A 23,630-nucleotide genomic window follows, 5' to 3' on the forward strand; every position below is an offset into this window, starting at 1 on the left:
CGCAAGTCATACCGCGCCGCACCAATCCCGCGCGCGATTCACCCGATTCTCCCGATTGATTCGATTTTCTCGCCATGCATAATGGCGGAGCGGCGTACGCGGCAGCCGTCACGCGGATCAGCGCGAAGCCGCAAACGGAGATAAACCAGATGGAATCGCTGCCGTCCGAGGAAACCATCAAGAGTGCTGTGCAAGTTTCGGCGGCCCGCTTGCGGCGTCAGCATGAACTCGCCGTGCAGTTCGCCACCGCCGTGCTGCGTCTGCACAGCCCCGACGCGCTGATGGCGGAAGCCTGCGCGATCGTCTCGCAGGGTTTGCGCTCGCGCTTCGTAAAGGTCTTACGATATATGCCGGAAAGCGAATCGTTCCTGCTCGAAGCGGGCGTGGGCTGGGATCCGTCGCTCGTCGGCACGCTCGAACTCGGCGCCGACGACGCCAGTCCCGCCGGCTTCGCGTACTCGTGCGGCCGCCCGGTGCTGTCGAACCATCTCGGCGGCGAACATCGCTTTCGCACGCCCGAACTGCTCGCGGCGCATGGCATCAAACGCGCGATCAACGTGCCCATTCGCGGCGTGCCGCAAACCTACGGCGTGCTCGAAGCCGACAGCGCCGACGACGAAGACTTCATCGAAACGGACATCGTCTTCCTGGAAGGCGTCGCAAACGTCATTTCGATGAGCCGGGAACGGCTCGCCGCCGAAGCGCATCGCGAGCCCGACGAGTTGTTCTCGACCACGGTGCTCAATGCGAGCACGGACTGCATCCAGGTCCTTTCGCTCGATGGCCGCGTCGAATTCGTGAACGACAGCGCGCTCGCGCAGTTCGATCTCGACCCCCTTTCGAGCGCCGAAGCACAGCATTGCTGCGACATGTGGCCGGACGAGGAACGTCGTCACGTCGACACGGCGCTGCGGCGCGCGCTCGAAGGCGAGGCGAACCGCTTCGAGGCACGCTGTCCCGCGCGCGGTGGCGACGACCACTGGTGGGACGTGTCGGTTGCGCCGGTGCGCGACGAAGGAGGCGAAGTGCGCCGGATCGTGTTCGCCTTGCGCGACGTCACCGAGCGCCATGCGAACGAGCAGAAGCTGATCGCGCTCGTATCGAGCCAGGAAAGCCAGCTCGGCGATTCCGCGCTGATGATGAAAGAGGTGCATCACCGCGTGCGCAACAGCCTGCAACTGGTGCATACGTTGCTCGCGCTGCAGGGCAACCTGGCGGGCGATCAGGTGGTCGCCGCACAGTTGCAGGCGGCAGCGACGCGCGTGATGACGGTCGGCTCCGTGCATCAGCGGCTCTACGAGGACAATGGCGCGCAGGCAACCGACGCCGGCGAATACCTGAAGGGCCTGATTCACGATCTGTCTGGCCTCGCGACCGACCGCGAGTTGCTGCTCGACGCACCTTCGCTCGTGCTGCCCGCCGCGCGGCTCGCGCCGCTTGGGCTCGTCGCCGCCGAACTCATCACGAATGCGCTGAAGTACGGGCGCGGCACGGTGCGCATCGCGCTGGCGCGCGCGGGAGCGAGCTTGCGGCTCACCGTCGAGGACGAAGGCGACGGATTTCCCGAAGACTTCCCGAAGCCGCGCGGCACTGGACTCGGCATGCGGCTCGTGCGGACTTACGCGGGACAGGGGCCGAGCGCGGTGAGCGTCGACCGCTCGGTGCCGTTCAGCCGGATCGTGGTGACGTTTCCTGCTTCGTGATGCGGCTTCGTGATGCGGCTTCCCGAAGTAGCTTCCTGAAGTGATTTCCCGAAGTGGCTTCCCGAAGTGGCTTCCCGAAGTGGCTTCCTGAAGTAGCTTCCTGAAATGGCTTCCCGAAGTAGCTTCCCGAAATAGCTTCCCGAAGTGGCTTCCTGGAAGTAGCTTCCCGAAGTAGCTTCCTGAAGCGCCGTTGACGAAGCAGCCGCGGTCGCGCCGATTACCCGTTGGCCCGTCGCTCAATTCGCGATGCGCTCGCTCGATTCCACCGCGAGCAAATTGAACACGAGCAGGATGGCAGTGCGGTTTTCGAGCGTGATGTCGATCCCGATCACGTCGGAAAGCCAGCGGCCAATCTTGGTCGCCGCGAAATCGGCGGGCAGCGCGGACTTCTTGAGCGTCACGCCCAGTTTCACCGCGCGGTAGTGGTAGGACGGCACGCGATGCATCGCCGCGATGCCCGACAGCCCGCCTTTCTGCCCCGAACACCAGCCGAGGCTTCCCGCGAGAACGATGCGCTCATGCTCGTCCAGTTCCGCGATAAAGCTGCGCGCGAGGCCGCGCACGCGGGCTTCGTCGAGGCCGTACTGAATCAGCACGGAGCGCACCGGATCGTCGATTGCGTGGGCCCGTTCGTCCACTTCCTGTCCGACACCTTCCACTTCGATCGACACATTGCGCTGATGGCTCGCGCTTCTCAGGCAGTCGATCAGATAGCGCTTGAAGTACGCGCAGATCGCGTAGTTGCTCGACGGCGCGCTTTCCGGGCAGGCGTGCGACTCGGTGTGACCCGGTTCGAGCCTCAGCACCTTCGCGTAGATGAACTGCGCGACGAGTTCTTCCTTGTCCTCGCGCAGCGACTGCAGCTCCAGCGGATGATAGGAACGCAGCGCGCCGCGTACCAGGTGGTACATTTTGACCATCTCGTCGTGCGTGAGATGAGTCCGGCGACGCCACAGGTCCGGCAGTATGGCGGTTTCCTCGGCGCGAGCACTCGGGTGCATCGTCATCGTATCCATGTGGTCCCCCTACGGGTTCATTGGCTTGGAATGCGAGACGAGTATGGTTCCGGCGCAATGGTTCTTCCATATGGATTAAGTGATAGCCGTCGGGTAAACTTCCCGCTATACCTTCGTTAGTGGGACTCACGGGTTTCACTCCGGAATGGTCGAAAAGAGCCCGTCGAACCGGGCCGGGGCTCATCCATCGTGCGCTGATGTCATCGAAGTCCCAACGGCCAGAAAAAGGGGGCGGACAGGATGCAGAACGATCCGATCGAACGCGAGATCGACAACGATCTCGCCCGCGTGCTCTACGCGCAGGATCCGCTTGCCTTTTTCACGCACTGTTTTTCCATCGCGATCCTGAGCGCCGTTTATTCCGCTTTCCTGCCCGAGCGCGGCTTTTTCGTCGCGTGGGTCGGTTTCTACGGCATCGCCAATGGCGTGGGTCTCGCGCTCTGGGCCTGGAACCGGCGCTGGCCGCGCGCGCTCCGCTCGCGCGCGTGGATCAACCTGCACGCGTTGCACGCGGTCGCGCTCTACAGCGCGCCGGGCTTCTCCATCTGGTTCGCGTTCCACAGCGCGCAACCCGATCTCCCGATTCTCCACACCGTCCTGCTCGTGACGCTCGCGGCGAGCGTATTCATGTCGAGCGGCTTCGATCTCGTCAATTTCGCGACCGCCGTGCCGCTTTTGATCGTGCCGGCCGTCGTGCTCAACTTCATGGAGCCGACGCGCGAGCGGCTGGTCGTCGGCGCCGTGCTGACGTTCTATTTCATCGCGCTCAACATCTATGCGGCGCGTTACCGCAAGCTCTTTCGCAGCATCGTGGAGGCGCGGCTCGATCAGCAGCGGCTCGCGGAATCGATTGCCGTGCAGCAGCGCGTGACGGAGGAGGCGAGCCTCGCGAAAACGCGATTTTTCGCCGCCGCGAGCCACGATTTGCGGCAGCCGCTGCATGCCATCGGATTACTTGCCGAATCGCTGAAGGACACCACGGCCAGCACGATTCAGCGCGACGAAACGGCGGACAACATTATTTCGAATGTCGAAGCATTGAACCGGCTGTTCAATCAGGTGCTGGATCTCGCGCGGATCGAGAGCGGCGTGACGCAGGTCATTCCGCGGCACTTTCGCGTGTCCGAGTTGTTTGCGCGGATCGATAGTCAGTACCGGCCGCCCGCCGCCGCGAAGGGACTGGCGCTGCGGATCGCGCCGACCACGGCGGTCGCGTTCTCCGACCCGGTGCTGCTTGAGCGCGTGATGAGCAATCTGGTGTCGAACGCGGTGCGCTATACGGAGCAGGGCGCGATCTGGATCGGCTTTCGGCGTTCGGGCGGGGCGGTGTCGGGTTATCTGGAGGTGCGCGATTCGGGGATAGGCATCGCGCCGCACGAGCATGAGCTTGTATTCGAGGAGTTTTATCAGGTGGAGCAGGTGTCGACGATGCCGCGTCAGGGGCATGGGCTGGGGTTATCGACGGTGCGGCGGCTCGTGCGTCTGCTTGGCGGCGAGTTGCGATTGCGATCCGCACCGGGACAGGGCACGACGGTGCGCGTGCCGTTGCGTTTCGGCGACGAGAGCCTGATTACGGCGAGCCTGAACGATCCGGCGTCGGTGGGTGCGTCGGCGGCGGGGCGCCGGATACTTTGCATCGACGACGAAGCCGCGATTCTCGATGCATTGCAGAGCCTGATGACGCGCTGGGGCTGTATCGTGCGCGGCGCGCGCGATGAACGCGAGGCGATCCGGCTGGTGGAAGAGGGATTCGTGCCCGACGCGCTGCTTTGCGATTACCAGCTCGGCAACCGGCGTACGGGAGCGCAGGCGTTGCGGGCGGTGCGTCAGGTGTTGCACGAGCGCGGACATGGCGACGCGGTGTCGCTGCTCATTACTGGCGATATGGCGTCGCCGGAGCTTGCGGCGCTCGCCGCGCAGGGGGTGCCGGTGCTGCACAAGCCGGTGACCCCGACGCGGTTGCGGCGGACGTTGGATGCGCTTTGGCAGCAAGCCGCGAGGGATGCGGAACTTGAGCGGGTTCCGCCGGAGGGGTAGGGGTTTGGTGTTGCTGGTCGTGGGCTGGCTGGTGGTGTCTGGCTGGTGGTGTCTGGCTGGGTTACACCGTTCGATCTTGTTGCGCTTTCGGGGAACTTGTTTTCGTGTAGGTCTATTAGCACGCCGCTATGCGCGGCAGCAGTCACTTTCTTTGCTGCTGCAAAGAAAGTAACCAAAGAAAGCAGCTTATCCGCCTAAGTGTCCACCTCGAATAACCTCGCGGATAGGCGCGCAAGCTGACTATGGCAACTCGCATTCGTTGGTATTGGCACAGCGCCTGTCAGTTCCCTCCTCGCTGCGCTCGGACGATGGGCATATCTGACAACAGTGGTCTGTTGGTTTGGTTATGCCCTTCCTGCAGGCACTTTGTGCCTGCGGGGATGGATGAGCGGCTCCACTCTGTTGTGTGGCGCGACGGCCGAATCAGCTTGCGCACCTCTCCGGGTTACGGCCAGAGGTGGACACTTAGATGGTCACGCTGCTTTCTTTGGTTACTTTCTTTGCAGCTAGCCAAAGAAAGTGACTGCTGCCGCGCATAGCGGCGTGCTAAAGACTTACGCGAAAGCAAGTTCCGAGAAAGCGCGTTGCTAGTCCAGCTATGCCCGACGTCCGAGCGCAGCGAGGAAGGACCTGACAGTTGCTGTGCCAATACTAACGAATGCGAGTTGCCATAGTCAGCCTGCGCGCCTATCCGCAAGGTTATTCGAGGTGGACACCTAGGCGGATAAGCTGCTTTCTTTGGTTACTTTCTTTGCAGCAGCAAAGAAAGTGACTGCTGCCGCGCATAGCGGCGTGCTAATAGACCTACGCGAAAGCAAGTTCCCAGAAAGCGCCCGAACATCCAACGGTGTAACCCACCCGCCTTCAAGCCGCCCCACGGCGCCCAATCCCGTGCTGCTTTCTTTGGTTACTTTCTTTGCAGCTAGCCAAAGAAAGTGACTGCTGCCGCGCATAGCGGCGTGCTAAAGACTTACGCGAAAGCAAGTTCCGAGAAAGCGCGTTGCTAGTCCAGCTATGCCCGACGTCCGAGCGCAGCGAGGAAGGACCTGACAGTTGCTGTGCCAATACTAACGAATGCGAGTTGCCATAGTCAGCCTGCGCGCCTATCCGCAAGGTTATTCGAGGTGGACACTTAGGCGGACAAGCTGCTTTCTTTGGTTACTTTCTTTGCAGCAGCAAAGAAAGTGACTGCTGCCGCGCATAGCGGCGTGCTAATAGACCTACACGAAAGCAAGTTCCCAGAAAGCGCACGCGCCCAAAACCAAGAGCGCCAGCAAAACCAAGAGCGCCAGCAAAACCAAAAGCGCCAACACCCCGACCCACCCGCGCCAGCAAAACCCGCTAGAGCGATCGCCCGGTTTCAAGCCAACCGTTAATCAGCGCAATGGCCGCCGACCGGTTATGAACCGAAAGCGCCCGAAAAATCACCGACAGGTGCACCTTCACCGTCCCCTCTGCGACGCCAAGCTCCCGCGCGATCATCTTGTTCGTCCAGCCGCGATGCACGAGCCGCATGATCTCCTGCTGGCGCGGCGAGAGGTTCTCCATCAAGTGCCGGTGATGTGGCTGAAGCACGGCCACTTGCGCATCGGAAGGATGGGACGTTTGAGACGTTTGAGACGATTGGGACGAGTACGACGGATAGGCTGGATAACCACGCCGCTCGCCGGTGACCTGCGGGACGTTCGCGTGGCCCGGCGCGAGCAGGCTCAACGCTTCGATCGGCACGTAAGCGCCGCCCGACAGCACCAGTTCGATGGCCTTGAGCATGACGTTCGCAGGCTCGCGCTTGGGCACGAAACCGAGCGCGCCCGCTGCGAGCACCGCGCGCATCTCGTCGGCGGATTCCTCCGCCGAGAGCACCACCAGCGGTAACGCCGGGTTCGTCTTGAGCAGCGCTTCGAGCGACGCCGCGCCCTCCATGCCGGACATATGCAAGTCGACAATCGCAAGGTCGTGGTTCGCGTCGGGCCGGGCGGCGGCGGCGAGCGTCTCCCAACTGTCGGCTTCGTCGAACTGGGCGTCGGGATCGAGCCCGCGCAAAAGCGATTTCACGCCCTGCCGGATCAGTTCGTGGTCGTCGGCCACAAGAAACCTCATAGCGTCTCCGTGTTGCGCCCGCGTCAGCGCGGCTCTTCCACACATAATTCCGGATCGCTCACGATGCAATCCGGTGCCTGCGCGAGCGGCGCGCTTCCACCGCGAACGCGCCCCCGTGAGTCCTTGGCGGCGATCTTCAAGCCCTTCGGCAACAAGACCCACATTTGCGCCGGCTGCTTCATTTTGCTCGCCTGCGCGCCCGCCTGCGGTCCCGAGCCGAAAAAAAAGTCCGCGCGCACCGCGCCGCGAATCGCGCCGCCGGCGTCCTGCGCCATCAGCAGACGGTTGATCGACGGCGCGCCGGCGCCAGCCGTGCCCGTCGCGACATAGACCGGCGCGCCGAGCGGCGTCGTGCGCGGGTCGATCGCGGCGGAGCGTCCCGCCGATAACGGCACGCCCAGCGCGCCGAGCGGCCCCGCAGTCGAATCGGGCACGGTCCGGAAAAACACGTAGCTGGGATCAGATGAGGCGAAGGTGTAGGGCATAGCCGGTTTGTCCAGTGGTTTACCCATCGGCTTATCCATTGGTTTACCCGTTGGCGGCGTCGGCTGATAAGCGGCTGGTGTCACAGGCGAAAGCGCGGACGAAGCCGCGGACGAAAGCGCAGACGAAGGCGCAGCAGACGTCGCCCGAGCGGGCCGCCCGGCCGGCGCAGCGGTTTTCGCCAGGTTGAAGCCGCGCAGCAGCGGTGAGGCGGGCGCGTCGGTGGCGGCGTCGGCTGCGGCGTCGGCGTTATCGGATGCCGCCGATCCCCCCGCCGGCCTGGCGTCGCGCAGCAACGCGGACTGCGGTGCGGCGTCGTCGGGGCGGCCGGTTTGCGACCCCGCTTCGGACCCGTCCTGAGCCCCGTCCTGAGCCCCGTCCTGAGACCCATCCGCGCCTTCATCGACGTCGATTTCCACGCCGCGCACCAGAATCTTGCGCCCTTTGCTGCTCGCGCTCGCGACCGGCGGGTTGAACGCGAAGCCATTCTGCTCCGCATATGCGAGCCGCAGCGTCGTGCCGTCCGGCATGCGGATGCGGCCCGCGCCCTGGAGCTGCATCGAGTAGAGCATGGCGGGGTCGTCCACGTAAGCGAGCACCGGCGCGTTCAGCCGCCCGCGCTCGATTTCGGCGCGCGAGTAGTACGGCACGATGCGGTTGCCGTCGAGGCGCAGACGCAGCTTTTTATCGCGGATATCCGGCACGCTGTCGCGCAGTTCCAGCGCGTAGACGCCCTTGATGCTCCCCGTCGAAACGGACGCGAGCGGCACGACGGAGCGGTTTTCGATCCGCGCCGCGACCGCCGTGCCGCGCGCATTCGGCGGCAACAGGCGCTGGTCGAGAAACAGCATGTCGCGCGGAACGCCGTACACCGGATACACATACGGGCTGCCATAACGCCTGCTGCCGTTGAGCGTCGGCTCGTAGTAGCCCGTCAGCACGCCGCGCGCGGTGCGGTCCACGTTGCGGATCTGGTAGACGGTGAAGTTTTGCTCGAAGAAGCGCCGCACGGCCGCCGCGCTCGCGCCGTCCACTTGCTTGGCGGCGGTGCACGGCGCCGACCAGCCGGGTTTCGCGCCGAGCGCGCCGCAGCTTCGCCGGAACGCGTCCCACGATTCGACGACGTTATCCGTGCTCCAGCCCGGCAAATCCGCGAAACGGACCGGCTCGTAGAGCGCGTTGCGGGTGGCGAAAGCGGTCGCCGTGCCGGCCAGATCGGCGGACGCCGCGTTCGTCAGCGGATAGGCGACGCCGGCATCCGCGCCGCTGGATGGCGCGAGCGTGCCGGAGGAATCGGCGGTGTCGGATTGCGTGGTGAATGCGTCGCCCGGCGCTGTTTTCGCAGGCGTTCCGACATTGCCGCAGCCGCCCAGCGCCACGCCGAGCAGGGCGGCGAGGGCCGCCGCGCCGCATGTCTTGGTGGTCATGATGTCCTCGTCCCGCGCGTGGTTCAAAGGCTTGGCCCGGGTTGGATGCGCGTGCTATTTAGACGATCCGGCGACATCGATTTTGAAGGTCGCCGCGCCGTAACCAGCGGGGCACGGTGCGCTTGTTGCGCTACTTGCCACCGATGCCACCGATCCTCCGCCGCATCGCGCAACGCCCGCGAACGGCGACGAATCAGCCGTGCGCGCCGCAGCCGCGCGCGCTTCTGCATCGGCGGATACGCTCGCGAAAACGGAGTCGTGCGCGAGATCCAGACCCGGAAAATCGCGCGGCGATTCGGCGACGATCGCGAGGAACTGGTTCGCGCCGAGCGGCTCGCCGGCGAGCATCGGCCAGCTCGAACGCGGCAAAGCGAGCTTGCCGCCCGCCGCGATGCGGTTTTCGCGGTCGAGTTCGTTCGGAAACAGCAGGAGAAGCTGCCCGGCCGGATCGACGACGAACACGTACACGAAACCCGCGCGATTGCTTTCGAGCGTGAAGCGCAGCTTGTCGCGATTCACGATGGCGCGCGGCGTCGGGAGCGTGGCGGTGAGGTGGATCGTTGGATCGGCGAGACTGGCGACGCGCGCGAATTCGCCGGTCACGGTGAAGGGCGGGAGCGTAACGGGCGGCGGCTGTATTGGCGGCGGTGTCGATTGTGCCAACGGCGGTGCGCTCGCCACAACCGTTGCCGTCCGCCGCTCGCTGCCGGGCGAATGGGGAAACTCTGTCGGCCAGCTATACCGCACGACAGCGCCCGCCCCCGCGATTCCGAGCACCGCCGCCGCGCAAACGGCCAACACGCGCCGGCGTGCGGGGCGATCGCCATCGCCATCGTCCGATTTGCCCGACGCTCCGCCGTGACCAGCCGGCAAATCCAGCACGATCCCGAGTTCCGCGGCGAACTGCTGCGCGGTCTGCGGACGATCGGCGGGCATCACGGCGAGCGCGCGATCGACGGTGCGCAGGAAGCGTTCGGAATACCGGCCCGCCGCGAGTTTCGAGAGCGGCTGGAAGCTGTCCGCGACCATCCTTCCGACGGCGGGCGGCGGCGTCTTCCCCGCGATCGCGAAATAGACGACGGCGGCGAGCGCGTACTGGTCGCTGAAAGCGCCTTGTTTCAGCGACGGCACTTCGGCATATTGTTCGATCGGCGCGTAGCCCGGTTTGAGGATGACCGTGAGCGCCTGCGTCATATCGCCGATCACCCGCCGCGCCGCGCCGAAATCGAGCAGCACGGGCCGTCCGCTGCCTTCGAGCAGGATGATGTTGTCCGGCGCGACATCGCGATGAAAGCAGTGCGATTCGTGCAGCACCGCGAGCGCTTCGAGGAGCGGCGCGAGCAGCGCGCGCAGCCACGCTTCGTCGGGCGGCTTGCCGCGCGTCGTCGCCATCGCCTTCAACGCCTCCTTGAGCGTCGCGCCCTTGTAAAGCGGCATCACCATGTACGCCGTGCCGTTCGCCTCCCAGAAGCGATACACCTTCACGAGCGATGCGTGATCGAATTGCGCGAGGAGCCGCGCCTCGTTGATGAAACTCTTCAGACCCGCGCGAAAGGTGCCTTCGTGGCGCTCGGACTTGACCCTCACCTCGGTGGCCGAGACACGTGACGCGAGCGCGGACGGCATGTATTCCTTCAGCGCGACGTGTCGGCCGAGCGAGGTATCGAAGGCGAGATACACGATCCCGAAACCGCCTTCGCCGATCAGCGACACGATCTCGAATTCCGCGAGCCGCGTGCCGGGCGCGAGCGTGTTGTGGGCGCTGGAATGAGCGTCGGACGGTTGCGTCGATACTGACGGCGGAGTCGAAGTCGAAGTCGAAGTCGAAGTCGAAGTCGAGGCGGTTGCAGAAGCCGCGTCGGCCGCGCGGCGCATGGCGCTCGCGCTCGCATCGACGATCACCGTCCGGTCGTTCTCTGGCGCGTTCTCGGTGCTGCTGCGCTCGCTGGGCAGGTCGGGCGGTGTCATGGCGCGTGATCCTGCAGCATCGTCGTGAACAGGTCGTTGTCGGGTAGACCGCACGCGGGCCAGATGGTGAACGCCTCGCTGTCCGGCGTTCCCGCCTGCGTTCCCGCCTGCGTCTGCGCCTGCGCCTGCGCGCGCGGCCGCATTGCGGTCCACAGGCTCATGCCGTACGTTTCTGCCTGCCAGAGCGGGGCGATCGCAGCCGCAAGCCGCGCGCCGATTTCATCCGGCGACGCCACCTGCCACGCTTCGCTGAGCACGCCCGCGCGTGGCCCGCACGGCGGCAGGCGCGGCACGGGGAGGGCGGCGAGCTGCGCGTCGAGCGTCTCGACACCGTGATCGAATTCGAGCGCCGCCAGCGCAACCGACTCGATCGCGCCGAGCCAGCGCCACACATCGCCGATCTCCTCGCCGGTGATCGGCGGCGACGGCACGGCGGCGGCGACGGTCAACGGAAAATGCCGCCCGACCCGATCGACCGACGCCATCAAGACGCCCATCCAGCAATCCTGAAGATTCGGATGGATCGCGCCGGGCATCGCGAAAAAGCGCCACACCGGGCAGGTGAGATAACGCGCGAGCCAGTCCACGCCGAGCCGCACCTGCGACTGCGCGATCCGCTCGGCGAGCCACGCGTCCCACGGCGCGATGAATGCATCCGAGAGACGGCGCGCCGCGAAATCGCCGAGCGACGGCAGCTTGCCGTACCAGCCGGCGACCCCCTCCAGCGAGGCCGACGATGAAGTCGACATGGGATCGCTCATAAACTGCCCGGACAGGAAAACGCGCGCAGTTCCGCGAGCCGGAACGGGTTCTGCACGCTGTTCGCGGTGACTTCGAAGCGCGCCTTGCGCCCTTCGACATCGAAGGTCACGAAAAAGCGTTCCGGCTGCGGCGTCGGCTCGATCGTGAGCCGGTCGAACATGCGAAAGAGCGCCCACGGTCCTTCGAACACGAGCCCGGATGCGTTCGAACTCGGCGGCGGGCTGAGTTGGAGACTCACGCGTCCGCGCCCGCCCGTGCCCGGCCACTGGATCGCCGATGCCACCTGCGGGCCGTGCGCGTAGATCAGCACCTGGCCGTCCACGTCGAGCGCGAACTGGAGAATGGACGGGTCCATGTCCACCGGTTTGAACTGCAGCGTGAGCGCGGGCGTCTTGCCGCCCGCGCGGAAGAACACGTCGCGGATGGCCGCCGCGCGCTCGAACTGCGCGAGCCCGGCGGGGCTGATCTGCGACTGGCTTTCGTCCACTTTCTTGAACGCCCACGGCTTGGCCGACATATCGACATCGGCGGCCAGATTCTTCTGGAAGAACGCGTCGAATTTTCCGCCGGGCGCGAACAGCGCGCCGAAATCCTCGGGCAGGACATCGGTCGTCGAGGACGGGTTGAACGGATAACGCCCCGCGATGGCGCGCGTGCAGAACGCGGCGACCGATTCCTTCAGATCCGCCGACATGTTCGCGCGCTTCGCATCCTGCGCCTGCGCCGCGCCCTGGCTGCCGAGATCGACGAGCGCGGCGCGGATCGGCTCGGGCATCCGCTCGGCTTGTGCGCGCAGCCGCGCGGGCACGTCGGAGGCGGGCGGCGCGGTCTTTTGCTGGAGCGCCTGGTCGGCGGCGGAGAGGTACAGGTAGACGTCGTTCACCAGCGCCATGACCTGCGCGATCGGCGCGGGCTGGCCTTCGCCGGGACTCGTCACGAGCGCGCGCAACGCGGCGAAACGGTCATCGACGATGCTCTCCAGCCGGTTGCCCGGCGCGACCGGCGCGATCTGCGTCGGGTCCGGCTCGCCGATGATTTTCAGCAGCTTCTGCCGCGCTGCATCCACTTTGTCCCCGGCTTTATCGACGACACTCGCTTCGCCCGCCGGCTTCGCGCCGAGCGTCGTCTCGCGCGATGCGGCGCGGGCGAGCGCGGCGAGCGGCGAATCGGGCGCGGACAACACGCGCGCGATCTGCGTGGCCTCGGTGAGCGTGCCTGCATGGACGATGCGGATATCGTCGAGGAAAGTCTTCCAGACCCGCGCGTAGTCCTGCAGATACAGAAGACGCACGTCCTCGGTCAGGCGCAGCATCGCGGCCGGATCGCCGCGCGGCAAGCCGCTCTGATCGCGAATGCCGAGCACCCAGGGTTCTTCCGAGGCGAGTTGCAGTGCGACCTGATCGATCGATTTCAGGAACGCCTGGTGATAGCCGTCGTAGGAGTAGAGGCCCGCGACGCCGCTCGTGAGCGGCGCGCCGCTCGCGCGCACGAATACGATCGACGCATTCGGCCCGGCCGCGCGCGCCACCGTGAAGTCCGGATAATCCGCGCCGACGCCCTGTTGCCGCAAGCGCCCGTAGACGCGCACCGCGAGCGGATTGCCCGCCAGCATCGCGCGCACGTGCGTGACGAGCGTGGCGTCGAATGGCAGGTCCGGATGCACCGCGCCGCGCGCGAGGAGCGCGGCGAGATGAGCGTTGAGCGCCGCGCGCTGATCGTTGCCGACATCGCGCGGCAAGGTCCGGTCCCAGTCCGTCACGATCCACGCCTTCAACGCGTCGGGGTCCTGATGCTCGGGCTGATGCAGCATCAGATACGCTTTGAGCGCCTCGTACGCGTAGCCCGGATTCGCCGCGTTCGCGCCGCGCGCCTGCTCTTCGATCCGCGCGGCGAGCCTCGGCAGGAACAGATCGTCCAGCAAGCGCCGATACGCGGCTTGCGCGGCCGAATCGAGCTTGCGGCCTTGCCACAGACCCCATTGCATCGCGAGCGGCGCGTGGTTCGCATCCACTTGACCCGACGACGCCAGATGCTGCACGGCATCGAGCAGCGGCAACAGCGCGATGAGGCTCGCGTTCGACTGGTTGGTCGTGGCGACGGCGGTTTGCGTCGCGTGGGCCGCCGCGTCGACGCTCGCGATATACGCGCGGTTATGCACGTAGCTCACGCCCCAGAGCGCGAGCGCCAGCGCGAACATCGCGGCGATGGCGAGATAACCGGTAAGCCGCGCGAGATGCCGCCGCCGCGCCCACTTCAGATTCGCCCCGGCGATGCCTTGCTCCGCGAACACGACTTCGCTTAAAAAACGCTTGAGAAAGAAGCTGCGGCCGCTCGCGGCGGGCGCGGGCGGCACGCGGTTTTCGACGCCGAACGCGCGGGCGAGCGCGCCCATCACACGGTCGATCGGCGTGCCTTCCTGCGTGCCGCTCGTGAAGTAGACGCCGCGCACGAGCGCGCGGTCGTCGTGTTTCGACTGGACGAAGGTCTTCTGCAAAAACGATGCAACGAGCGGCCTGAACCACGCGAACTGCTGCACGAAACCGACGATGGCCGCGCGCTGCGCGAGTCCGCTTTCCGCTTGCAGGCGTTCGGGCATTCGCGCGACGAGGCGTGCTTCCAGCGCGGCGAGTTCCGCGTCCACGCGCTCGCCGAACGCGTTGGGCGCAGTGGGCGGCGCGTCGGGATCGAAGGGGAGCGTGAAGCCGAAGACCTGCGCGCGGTCGTCCTGTTTCATATCCGCGAAGAATTCCGTAAAGCCCGCGAGCAAGTCGGCCTTCGTGATGAGCACGTAGACCGGCACGCGCGTGCCGAACTGCTCGGTGAGTTCGTGGACGCGCGCGCGGAGGGCCGCCGCCATGTCGTCGCTTGAGGCCGCCGATGCACCGGCCAGATCGGGCACGCTGACTGTCAGCAGGACGCCGTTGATCGGCTGGCGCGGGCGCGTCTTTTTCAGAAGCGCTAGAAAGCTTTGCCATGCGCGGCTGTCGGCATCGCGGTCGCTTTCGTGCGTCGTGTAGCGCCCGGCGGTATCGATCAGCACGGCTTCGTCAGTGAACCACCAGTCGCAGTTGCGCGTGCCGCCGACGCCGCGGATCGACGCCGTGCCGAAGCGTTCCGCGAGCGGGAACGTGAGGCCGGAGTGGATGAGCGCCGTGGTCTTGCCCGAACCGGGCGCGCCGATGAACATGTACCACGGCAGTTGGTAGAGATATTGACGCGACGACAGCGAGAGCCAGTCGCGCCAGCCGGGCTTTCTTCCGGACGCCGCGATGCGCGCGTCGCGTAGCGCGTGCAGGGCTTCGTCGAAGCGCTGCGCGAGCGTCGCGGTTTCGGCGTTGTTCGTATCGGGGGTTGTTGCCTTGACCGGTTCGGCGGCGAGACCGCCTGTGAGTGCCGCTTGCGTGCGATGCGCGCGCCATGCGTTGAGTAATTGGCGCAGCACGACGAGCAAAATCATGACGCCTATGGCGATCCAGCGCGCCATCTCCGATTCGAGCGGATAGCGGCCGGCCACTGCGATGAGCGGACCGAAGAGCCAGATCACGGCGGCCACTAGCAGCAGTCCTGCGAGCAGTAGAAGGAACGGATGAAACACGATCGACAGGACTTTTTTCATGGCCATCCCGGAGGGGGTTCTTGCAGTTGCGCCTAGTAGGCTGGTGATGCGTTGCTGCGGATGTGGTTTGGTTTTTGTTTGCCTGTGCTTGTGGGGAACTTGTACTGGTTTTTGCGTTTGCTGGCGCCCGTTGTTGCTTTGGTCACTTGACGCTTCCTGGGAACTTGCTTTCGTGTACGTTTATTAGCGATGCCCCTGTCCGGGGCGGGACTCACTTTCTTTGCTGCTGCAAAGAAAGTAAGCAAAGAAAGCAGCTTATCCGCCTAAGTGTCCACCACACATAACCTCGCGGATAGGCGCGCAAGCTGACTCGGCCATCGCGCAGTTTTTCGAATTGGCACAGCACCTGTCAGTTCCATCCTCGCTACGCGAGGACGACGGGCGCAACAAAAACCAATTCCCTCACCACGCTCACTTGCATCTCGCATCTCGCATCTCGCATCTCGCGGTTCGTGGTTCGTGGTTCGTGGTTCGGCTTGGCGGTCGGTTTGGTTGTTTGGTTATGCCTTACCGGCAGGCATTTATGCCTGCCGGGATGAATGAGCGGTTCCACTCTGTTGTGTGGTGCGATGGCCGAATCAGCTTGCGCGCCGCTCCCGGTTACGGTTCGTGGTGGACACTTAGTAGGTCACGCTGCTTTCTTTGGTTACTTTCTTTGCAGCAGCAAAGAAAGTGACTGCTGCCGCGCATAGCGGCGTGCTAATAGACCTACACGAAAGCAAGTTCCCAAGAAGCGCCCGCGCATCAGACGGTGTAACCCACCCTGAAGCCGCCCCCACGGCGCCGAATCTCGTGCTGCTTTCTTTGGTTACTTTCTTTGCAGCTAGCTAAAGAAAGTGACTGCTGCCGAGCATAGCGGCGAGCTAATAGACCTACGCGAAGGCAAGTTCGCAGAAAGCGCGGGCCGACCACGTAACAACCAGACCAAACCCAAACCAAACCCCAACCAAACCCCAACCCCAAGCGCCAGCGACCTCACCCCCCAGGCCGAGCAAACAACGTCACCTCAACCCGCCGATTCCGGGCCCGCCCAGCGGGCGTGTCATTGGGCGCGAGCGGATCGGCATCCGCTTCCCCCTCGGCGGTCAGCCGCGCCGCCGCCACGGTCCCGCCGAGCAAATCGCGCACATTGGCCGCCCGCGCCTGCGACAACTCCCAATTCGATGGAAAGCGAGCCGAGCGGATCGGCTGGTTATCAGTATGTCCGGCCACCAGCACCTTCCCCGGCACGGCGTTCAGCCCCGCCGCGATGCGCTGCAAAAGCGGCTTCATCCGCGCCGTGAGTTCGGCGCTGCCCGGCTCGAACATGCCATCGCCGCGAAGGGTCACGACCGACCGGTCCACCTGATCGCTGACGGTCACGAGCCCGTCGCGAATCTCGGGCGCCAGAAACTCGGCAAGCCGGGGCCGCGCAGCCGGGGCGATGACGGTGGCGCGCGCCGCGCCCGCGCGGATCGATGCGATCGTGTCGAACACCGGGTCCGACAGCCGGCTCAACCGGAAGCTGAGCGCCAGATAAACCCCCGCGAGCACGAAAAGCGCAAGCGCGCCGATCACCCAAACCGGCAGCGCGTCGCTCACGCGCCGGCGCGCGGTGGCGACGCCCGTCCAGTGCGGCGACAGTGCGCGCTCGGGTTCGCCGCGTTCGGCGCGGATCATCTGATAGAGCCGCTCGCGCACGGCGGCGAGCGTGCGGCGGCCGTCGTTCGCGACGCGATAACGTCCTTCGAAGCCGAGCGCCAGCACCACGCTCAGGAGTTCAAGCAGATGCAGATGCTGCGCGGGTTTCTGCGCGAGCCGCGCGAGCAGTTGAAACACTTTCTCGCCGCCCCACGTCTCGTTGTGAAACAACACGAGCAGGCTTTGCCGCGCCCACGCGCCCGCGCCCCAGGGTGTCGCCGATGCGGCTTCGTCGAGCATCGTGCAAACGATGTAGCGCGCCGCCGTGATCTGCTCCTGCGGCACGCCGGTGGCGCGCGCCTCGGTCTCGACATGGCGGATGCCGCGCGCGAGCGAGTCGCACAGCGCGGCGGGATCGGCGCAGGACGTCATCGCGCGGATCTGCGGCGCGAGGCGCAACAGCGGCGTGCAGGCCGCAACCAGCGGATTGGACGCGCCGCCGTGCCCGAACGCGGCATCGAGCGGCAGGTCGGGGGACGCTTGGCGCGTCGCTGCCTGATACGGCTCGGGCGCAGCCGGACGCGGCCGAGCGCCGGGGTTCGGCTTGATGATCGTCTGGTCCGATTCGAAACCGGCGAAGGGGTCGTCGCTCGTCATGTCGGTCACGGGTTGAGGTCGCTTCGTGTCATGTCCACGGATTACTGGCGGATCGCCCAGAATTCAAGTTCGAGCGCGGGAAACTCGCCCGCGATATGCATCGCGAGATTGCCGGTCTGCTCCAGTTGCTTCCACAGTTCGCCGCCGCGATCGAGTTCGAAATAACTGAAGCCGGCATGAAACGGAATCTGGCGCGGCGCGACCGGCAGCGGCCGCAACGCGATACCCGGCAGATGCAGATTGACGAGATCGCGAATGCGATCGACCGGGCCGATCGTCGTCTGCGTCGGGAAGCGCACGCGCAGCGATTCGCCGGGCATTTGCGCGTTGACGGCGAGCACGAAACCCGCGCGTTTCACGAGTTCGAGATCCGCGATAGCCGCAACGCGCACGCCGAACTTGCGGTTCTGCAATTCGATCGGCATCGCGTCCGGTTCGCGCACGCGTTCGAGCAGCTTGCGCAATTCCTTCATGACCGGCTCGAACGACGCTTCGAGATCGTCGTGCCGATAGGTCGGAAACGCGATTGCGCGGCGGCGTTCGTCGAAACATGCAAGGTCGCCCGCGAGCGCGATGGCGAGCCGGTACGCTTCGTCCGGATGCAGCAGCGGCACGTTCAGCAGATGCGCGAACTGCGGCTCGTAGCGGTTATGCGTCTGCAGCAGCAAAAAATCGGCAATTTCCGCGACACCGCCGCGTCCCGGCTGCGCGATGCGCGCGGCGATCCGCTCGCCATGCTGATGCAGCAGCCCCGCGAGTTCCTGCACGAAACCGAGCAGGCGCGGATGAGCGAGCGCGTGCAGCATCGGCGGGATGTAGCGGGTGTCGAGCAGCACGCGATTGTCCGCGCGACGCTCGATCACGCGCGCAACGCCGATGGTCGCGTAGGCATCGGTCGCGTCGCGCGCGAGCATGAGGCGTAGGTTCGGCGTGGCGACGAGAAGTTCGGCCGTGCGCTGCGTGCCGACGGTGACATCGGCCACCTCGGCATCGGTCGCGACGAAGCGCAGCGCGCCCGCCGGACCGCCTTCGGCATCCACATCCTGCGCGCCGGTGCGCGCGAGCGGCAACGCGAGAAGAATGCATTCGTCGCGCGCGTCGGCGGGAATGTCGAGCGGCTCGGGCGCGGGGCCTTCGCCGGGAAACGAGAACGGCGTCCCGTCGGGCAGCACGCCGAACGCCGATTCGATCGCGATCTTGCCCAGCCCGAGCGCAACCTCATCGATCACGCACGTCACCCAGCCCCACGACCACGCCGCCGTTGCCCGCGCGTGCGAGCGCACGAGGTTCTCGACGAAGCGGTCGTGTTGCTGAAAGTGCTGGGGCGTGAGGAACAACCCTTCGGACCAGATCGTTCGTTGATGCCAGGTCATGGATGGCTCGCAGGCGGGCGGTTGAGCGGCAAGGGACTTGCCTTAAGAACGAGCGAGGCGCGCGAATTTGGAAGACGCACTAGGACTGAGGGTTTACGGCGGCCCGATCGTCACATCGGCCGCGTCGAGGCGCACGGCGAGCGGTGTCGTCTTGTTGGGCGGCACGTCGGCGACGGCGCGCCAGCGCGACCCTTCGAGATTGAGATAACCCGCCACCACGCCGATGAACTTCGTGCCCGGCTGGACCGGTTGGTCGACGCTCTGGTGATCGCCGGGACGCAATGTGTATTCGATCTTCGCGCCGTTTTTCTCGTCGTCGAGCGCGGTCTGGTCGTGGCCCCAGAGCGTGAAGAAATCGGCATGATCGAAGGCCGCCCGCGACTTCAGTTCATAGATCCGCACGACGATCGGCGAGGGCCGGCCGGACGCGCTCGGATTCACGCCCGCGAGCGCTTCGACGCTCAGTTTGACGATGGTCGGCGCGGGCGGCGGCGGGGCCGACTTGCAACCGCCAAGCGACATGAAAAGCGCGCCCGCGAGCGCTGCAAGCAGCGCGGCAAAGAAGCCGCCGAGCAAGCGCCAGTGGCCCGGAACGGTGAGCGTGTCAGCGGTGAATTCGCGGCTTCTCATGGTGTCTCTCACGGCGTCCGGCGCACGGATGTCCGCCGTCTTTCGCGAGCCTCTCGCGCGCCTCTTGTGGGGCAGACGAGCGGCCTGGCGCGCTTTTTAAATTCCGCATGATGGTTCGTCTAGTCGGCACATTGGCGCGCCAGGTCACACGCAGCAAGGTTGGCTCAGCGCATCGTTCGATCCACCCTCCTGACGGATCTCATCGCCGTGAAACCGCTCGCTCGTTTCGATGCCCGCGTGGTGCGCGCCACCATGCAGACAACATTGCGCAAGCTCGCCGTGACCGTCGTCACCGTGATCGACCTGGCCGTCGCGTCGGGCGCGTTCTTCACGCACGAAGCCTTCGCTGCCAGTCCTGTTACGGCTTCGTCACACACCGGCGATATCGACATCACCGCCGCCGCGCAACGAGCCGAAGCGCGTGCCCGCGATGCCGAAACATTGCCCGCATTGTCGAGTGAAGGACGTTTGCTGCTCGGCCGCGACAAGGTCAAGCTCGACGGTTACGCGTACTGCAGCATGTCGGTCGCGGCGGCGGAGCGGGGCGATTTCCGCGAAAGTATCGAGGCGGCGTCGCGTGCGATGCTCGTCGCGGAACACACGGACAACGCCGATCTTCTCGCGCTCTCGAAGCGCGATCTCGCGCTCGCCTACAGCTACGCGGGCGATCTCGACGACGCCACGCGCTATGCCCGCGAAGCGCTCGCGAGCCAGCCGAAAAATCCCGCTCAGGTTCTCGCGCCCGCACACAAAGTGCTGGGCGACGTCGCTTTGCGGCGCGGCGATCCGGCGGCGGCCATCGCCGAATATCAGGCCGCGCTGGAGACGGCTTCGCCGCGCTTTCGCCCGCTGGTTTTGCTCTCGATGACGAACGCGCAGATCGCAGCGGGCGACCCCGCCGCCGCGCGCGCCACCTTCGAGCAGGCGGGCGCATCTGCAATTCAAGGCACGCTGCTCGCGCCGCTTTACAGGCGTATCGAAGGGAACTTGCTGCTGGCCGAGAAGAAGCCGCAAGCCGCGCTCGATGCGTTTTCCGCGAGTCTGACGAAGGCCGATCAGGGCGACGCTAGCTACGACAATCTGTGGGCGCACGAAGGCATGGGCCGTGCGTATCTCGCGCTCGGCAACCGCGCCGCCGCGCGCACGGCGTGGCTTCAGGCACTCGACGATTCCGAGTCCATCCGCGCGCGTTTTCGAAGCGACGAGTTCAAGACCGGATTGTTTTCCGACACGCAGAACGTGTTCGAGGAAACCATCGCGCTGGTCGTCGCCGATAACGACTTCGAACTCGCGTGGACGCTGTCCGAGCGCAGCCGTGGCCGGGCGCTGCTCGACGTGGTGCGCAACCGGATCGACGCGGGCGTGAACGCGCAGCAACTCAACGGCCGCACGCTGTCGCTCGACGACGTGCGTCACGCGTTGCGTCCGAACGAGGCGATCGTCGAATTTCATTCGCTGCCTGACCAGATGATCGTGTGGGTGGTGCGCGCGGACGGTCTGAACGGACGCAGCCTGCCGATCGCCCGGCGCGACATGACGCTTGCGGTGAGCGATTTCCGCAACGCGATCATTCATGGCCGCGCCACCGCGCTCACCTACGGCGAGAAGCTCGACGCGCTCCTGATCGCGCCGCTCGGGCTTCGTGCGGATGAGCGTCTCATCATCGTGCCGAACGGCGCGCTGCACTACATGCCGTTTCAGGCGCTACGCAATGGCGATGGCTTTCTGATCCAGCGGCATCCGCTGGCGCTCGCGCCGTCTGCGGGCGTGGCCGTGCAACTGGTCGCGCGCCAGCAGCGCGTGAAGAGCGATCTCGTCGCGTTCGGCAATCCGCGTATTTCGCCCGAATTCGATCTGCCCGGCGCGGAAGCCGAAGTGCGCGGCATCGCGCCGCTTTTCACGAAGCAGGAGACCTTTCTGCAAAGCGCGGTGACGCGCACGGCGTTCAGCGATAACGCGCCTGCGGGCCGCATTGTCCACGTCGCGACGCACGCGCAGGCGGACACCATCGACCCGCTGCATTCGCGCATCCTGCTCGCGCCCGCGACGCAACCCGCCGACGGCCCGGACTCGCTGCTCGCTCAAGACATCTACAACCTGAAGTTCGACAACGTGGCGCTCGTCACGCTGTCGGCGTGCGAGACGGCGCTCGGCCGGATCGAACGCGGCGACGAAATCATGGGCTTCACGCGCGCGTTTTTCTATGCGGGCGCGTCCGGGCTGATCGTCTCGATGTGGCCGGTCTCCGATGAATCGACCGCGCTCACCATGCGCACCTTCTACGGCAATCTCACGCGCGGCGACGAAGCGATCGACGCGTTGCGCCAGGCGCAACTCGCCGTGCTCGCCGATCCCCGCTTTTCCCATCCGTTCTACTGGGCGCCGTTCGACCTGATGGGAAGCTGGCGGCTCTCGGTGGCGCGCTGAACGTCCCTCCCCTTAACGATCACTCATTCGCCGCTCCCGCACCGCGACTCGCGAGTCATCTCATGACACCTCATGCTAAAGCTCACTCCGGCGGCCCGCGCGTTCCTCGCCTCGCGCAGAACGTGCTCGCCATGACGCTGGCCTGCGCGAGCGCCACGGCCGCGTTCGCGCAGCAGGCCCCGAATGCGGGCACGCTGCTGAACGAACAGGCACGGCCAAAACCGGAAGCGCCATCGCCGGGAAGCGGCGGCACGCTGCCGAAGCCCGCCGCGCCTTCGACGAACGAAGCGGCCGGCGCGAGCGCGCAGCCGGGCAAGACCTTCGTGCTGCACAGCATCCACTTTTCGGGCAACGACTCCGTGCCGACCGAGCTGCTGCTGCCGCTCGTGTCGGACAAGATCGGGCAGACGGTGTCGCTCGACGATCTCAACGCGATCGGCGCGCGCGTTGCCGAAGCGTATCGGGATCGCGGTTATGCGCTCGCGCAGGTGGTGATCCCGCCGCAGGACGTGACGAGCGGCGACGTCACGTTCACTGTGCTCGAAGGCAAGATCGGCCATGTGCGCGTGAACGTGGCGGCGGGCGCGCCGATCCGCGAAAGCGCGGTGGTCGCGCGGCTCGCGGCGATCCGCCCTGGCGAGCCGCTGCGCCAGCGCGATCTCGAACGCACGATGCTGCTCTTATCCGACTTGCCGGGCTTGCGCGTCACGTCGTCGATAGAAGCGGGCAGCGTGCCGGGCACCGTCGATCTGACGGTCAACGTGGAAGCCGCGCGCCGCTGGGAGTTCGCGGTCTCGGGCGACAACTACGGCGCCGCGCCCGCCGGCCGCGTGCGGCTCGGCATGGTCGGGCGGCTGAACTCGCCGTTCGGGATCGGCGATAACCTGGATGTGAACCTGCTCGCCGCCGAACGGGCCGATACGCTCTACGGACGCATCGGTTACGACGCGCCGATCAACAGTCTCGGCACGCGGGCGGGAATCGCGTATTCGCATCTGTACTACTACCTCGGCCAGGATTTTTCGGCGCTCGACGCACACGGTTACGCCGATGTCATCACGGCGTCCCTCTCGCAGCCGCTGATCCGTTCGCGCGGGCAAAATCTGCTGCTGCGCGGCTCGCTCGAATACCGTTCGCTCACCGACAGGATCGATACCGCCGGCACCGACGATCACCAGAAGCTCTTCGCCGCGAACGTCGGGTTGTCCTACGAAGGCCGCGACAACCTGTTCGGCGGCGGCTTCAACAGCGCGGAAGTGCAACTCACGCTCGCGCATCTGCGTATCGATTCGGCGCTCGAATCCGCGCTCGATCAAGGCCCGGGCGGCCGCAACACGCAAGGCAACAGCGTGCGCCTGACGATGCAGGCGAACCGGCTGAACGCGATCACCGAACGCGCGAGCGTGTTCGTCGGCGTGTCGGGGCAATGGGCGAACGAGAACCTCGACAGTTCGTCGCGCATCACGCTCGGCGGTCCGCGCGCGGTGCGGGCCTATTCGCCGGATGAAGCTGTGGTCGATGAAGGGTTGATCGGCACGGCTTCGCTGCGCTACGCGATTTTTCCGACGCTCACGGCTTCGGTGTTCTTCGATATCGGCGTGGGCCGCTACAACGCGCGCCCGATCGCGGGACAGGGCGCGAACACCGTCACGCGCAGCGGCGCGGGCCTTGGTCTCTTCTGGACCGGTCCGGCAGGCGTGACGATCGACGCGAGCCTCGCGTGGCGCACCACGGGCCGCGATTCCACCGGCGACGACAAAGTGCCGCGCCTCTACGTGCAACTGTCGAAGTCGTTCTGACGGAGCCTCACC

Annotated in this window: 13 protein-coding genes; 4 read left to right on the forward strand and 9 right to left on the reverse strand. The window is 65.7% G+C overall.

Annotated elements, in window-relative coordinates; all coding sequences use genetic code 11:
- The first annotated feature begins 149 nt into the window (after positions 1–149).
- Complete coding sequence (locus tag AC3D25_RS08000; protein ID WP_488887887.1) at positions 150–1,703, forward strand: sensor histidine kinase; 1,554 nt, start codon at positions 150–152, stop codon at positions 1,701–1,703.
- A 236-nt stretch (positions 1,704–1,939) separates the two neighbouring features.
- On the opposite strand, the gene AC3D25_RS08005 is transcribed toward AC3D25_RS08000, so the two are convergent.
- Entirely contained in the window at positions 1,940–2,719 is a 780-nt protein-coding gene (locus tag AC3D25_RS08005; RefSeq protein WP_488887888.1) for a hypothetical protein, read from the reverse strand.
- 240 nt (positions 2,720–2,959) lie between these two features.
- On the opposite strand from AC3D25_RS08005, the gene AC3D25_RS08010 reads away from it, so the two are divergent.
- On the forward strand, positions 2,960–4,756 hold the full coding sequence (locus AC3D25_RS08010; protein ID WP_488887889.1) for an ATP-binding response regulator: 1,797 nt from the start codon (positions 2,960–2,962) through the stop codon (positions 4,754–4,756).
- A 1,341-nt stretch (positions 4,757–6,097) separates the two neighbouring features.
- On the opposite strand, the gene AC3D25_RS08015 is transcribed toward AC3D25_RS08010, so the two are convergent.
- From AC3D25_RS08015 to tssJ, 8 genes are all read right to left on the reverse strand, one after another.
- Positions 6,098–6,856: a response regulator gene (locus tag AC3D25_RS08015; protein ID WP_488887890.1), complete on the reverse strand. Its 759-nt coding sequence runs from the start codon at positions 6,854–6,856 to the stop codon at positions 6,098–6,100.
- A 23-nt stretch (positions 6,857–6,879) separates the two neighbouring features.
- Positions 6,880–8,766, reverse strand: a complete 1,887-nt coding sequence (mltA, locus tag AC3D25_RS08020) for a murein transglycosylase A (protein WP_488887891.1) — start codon at positions 8,764–8,766, stop codon at positions 6,880–6,882.
- Positions 8,767–8,820: 54 nt separating this feature from the next.
- Positions 8,821–10,734, reverse strand: coding sequence for a serine/threonine protein kinase (locus tag AC3D25_RS08025; RefSeq protein WP_488887892.1), 1,914 nt, complete (start codon positions 10,732–10,734; stop codon positions 8,821–8,823).
- Positions 10,731–11,483, reverse strand: a complete 753-nt coding sequence (tagF, locus tag AC3D25_RS08030; RefSeq protein WP_488887893.1) for a type VI secretion system-associated protein TagF — start codon at positions 11,481–11,483, stop codon at positions 10,731–10,733. Before tagF ends, AC3D25_RS08025 begins: the two co-directional genes overlap by 4 nt.
- Positions 11,484–11,491: 8 nt before the next feature.
- Complete coding sequence (tssM, locus tag AC3D25_RS08035) at positions 11,492–15,112, reverse strand: type VI secretion system membrane subunit TssM (RefSeq protein ID WP_488887894.1); 3,621 nt, start codon at positions 15,110–15,112, stop codon at positions 11,492–11,494.
- Positions 15,113–16,087: 975 nt separating this feature from the next.
- Positions 16,088–17,389 (reverse strand): DotU family type VI secretion system protein, encoded by a 1,302-nt coding sequence (locus AC3D25_RS08040; RefSeq protein WP_488887895.1) that lies wholly within the window; start codon positions 17,387–17,389, stop codon positions 16,088–16,090.
- 41 nt (positions 17,390–17,430) lie between these two features.
- Positions 17,431–18,762 carry a type VI secretion system baseplate subunit TssK gene (tssK, locus tag AC3D25_RS08045; RefSeq protein WP_488887896.1) on the reverse strand — a complete coding sequence of 444 codons (1,332 nt, stop codon included), beginning with the start codon at positions 18,760–18,762 and terminating at the stop codon, positions 17,431–17,433.
- Between the two features lie 93 nt (positions 18,763–18,855).
- The gene (gene tssJ, locus AC3D25_RS08050; RefSeq protein WP_488887897.1) at positions 18,856–19,392 is read right to left on the reverse strand and encodes a type VI secretion system lipoprotein TssJ; all 537 of its coding nucleotides are present in this window, start codon (positions 19,390–19,392) and stop codon (positions 18,856–18,858) included.
- A 207-nt stretch (positions 19,393–19,599) separates the two neighbouring features.
- Between tssJ and AC3D25_RS08055 the strand changes: the two genes are divergently transcribed.
- Positions 19,600–21,819 carry a CHAT domain-containing protein gene (locus AC3D25_RS08055; protein ID WP_488887898.1) on the forward strand — a complete coding sequence of 740 codons (2,220 nt, stop codon included), beginning with the start codon at positions 19,600–19,602 and terminating at the stop codon, positions 21,817–21,819.
- Between the two features lie 62 nt (positions 21,820–21,881).
- Positions 21,882–23,618: a ShlB/FhaC/HecB family hemolysin secretion/activation protein gene (locus tag AC3D25_RS08060; protein ID WP_488887899.1), complete on the forward strand. Its 1,737-nt coding sequence runs from the start codon at positions 21,882–21,884 to the stop codon at positions 23,616–23,618.
- Positions 23,619–23,630 lie beyond the last annotated feature (12 nt).

It is taken from the genome of Caballeronia sp. SL1002 (assembly GCF_057814995.1).

Bases quoted from the DNA above. Each gene is read 5' to 3' on its own strand.
- tssK (WP_488887896.1), bottom strand. From the start codon at position 18,762: ATGACCTGGCATCAACGAACGATCTGGTCCGAAGGGTTGTTCCTCACG.
- AC3D25_RS08040 (WP_488887895.1), bottom strand. From the start codon at position 17,389: ATGACGAGCGACGACCCCTTCGCCGGTTTCGAATCGGACCAGACGATC.
- AC3D25_RS08000 (WP_488887887.1), top strand. From the start codon at position 150: ATGGAATCGCTGCCGTCCGAGGAAACCATCAAGAGTGCTGTGCAAGTT.
- AC3D25_RS08060 (WP_488887899.1), top strand. From the start codon at position 21,882: ATGACACCTCATGCTAAAGCTCACTCCGGCGGCCCGCGCGTTCCTCGC.
- AC3D25_RS08005 (WP_488887888.1), bottom strand. From the start codon at position 2,719: ATGGATACGATGACGATGCACCCGAGTGCTCGCGCCGAGGAAACCGCC.
- tagF (WP_488887893.1), bottom strand. From the start codon at position 11,483: ATGTCGACTTCATCGTCGGCCTCGCTGGAGGGGGTCGCCGGCTGGTAC.
- AC3D25_RS08015 (WP_488887890.1), bottom strand. From the start codon at position 6,856: ATGAGGTTTCTTGTGGCCGACGACCACGAACTGATCCGGCAGGGCGTG.
- tssM (WP_488887894.1), bottom strand. From the start codon at position 15,112: ATGAAAAAAGTCCTGTCGATCGTGTTTCATCCGTTCCTTCTACTGCTC.
- tssJ (WP_488887897.1), bottom strand. From the start codon at position 19,392: ATGAGAAGCCGCGAATTCACCGCTGACACGCTCACCGTTCCGGGCCAC.
- mltA (WP_488887891.1), bottom strand. From the start codon at position 8,766: ATGACCACCAAGACATGCGGCGCGGCGGCCCTCGCCGCCCTGCTCGGC.
- AC3D25_RS08025 (WP_488887892.1), bottom strand. From the start codon at position 10,734: ATGACACCGCCCGACCTGCCCAGCGAGCGCAGCAGCACCGAGAACGCG.
- AC3D25_RS08010 (WP_488887889.1), top strand. From the start codon at position 2,960: ATGCAGAACGATCCGATCGAACGCGAGATCGACAACGATCTCGCCCGC.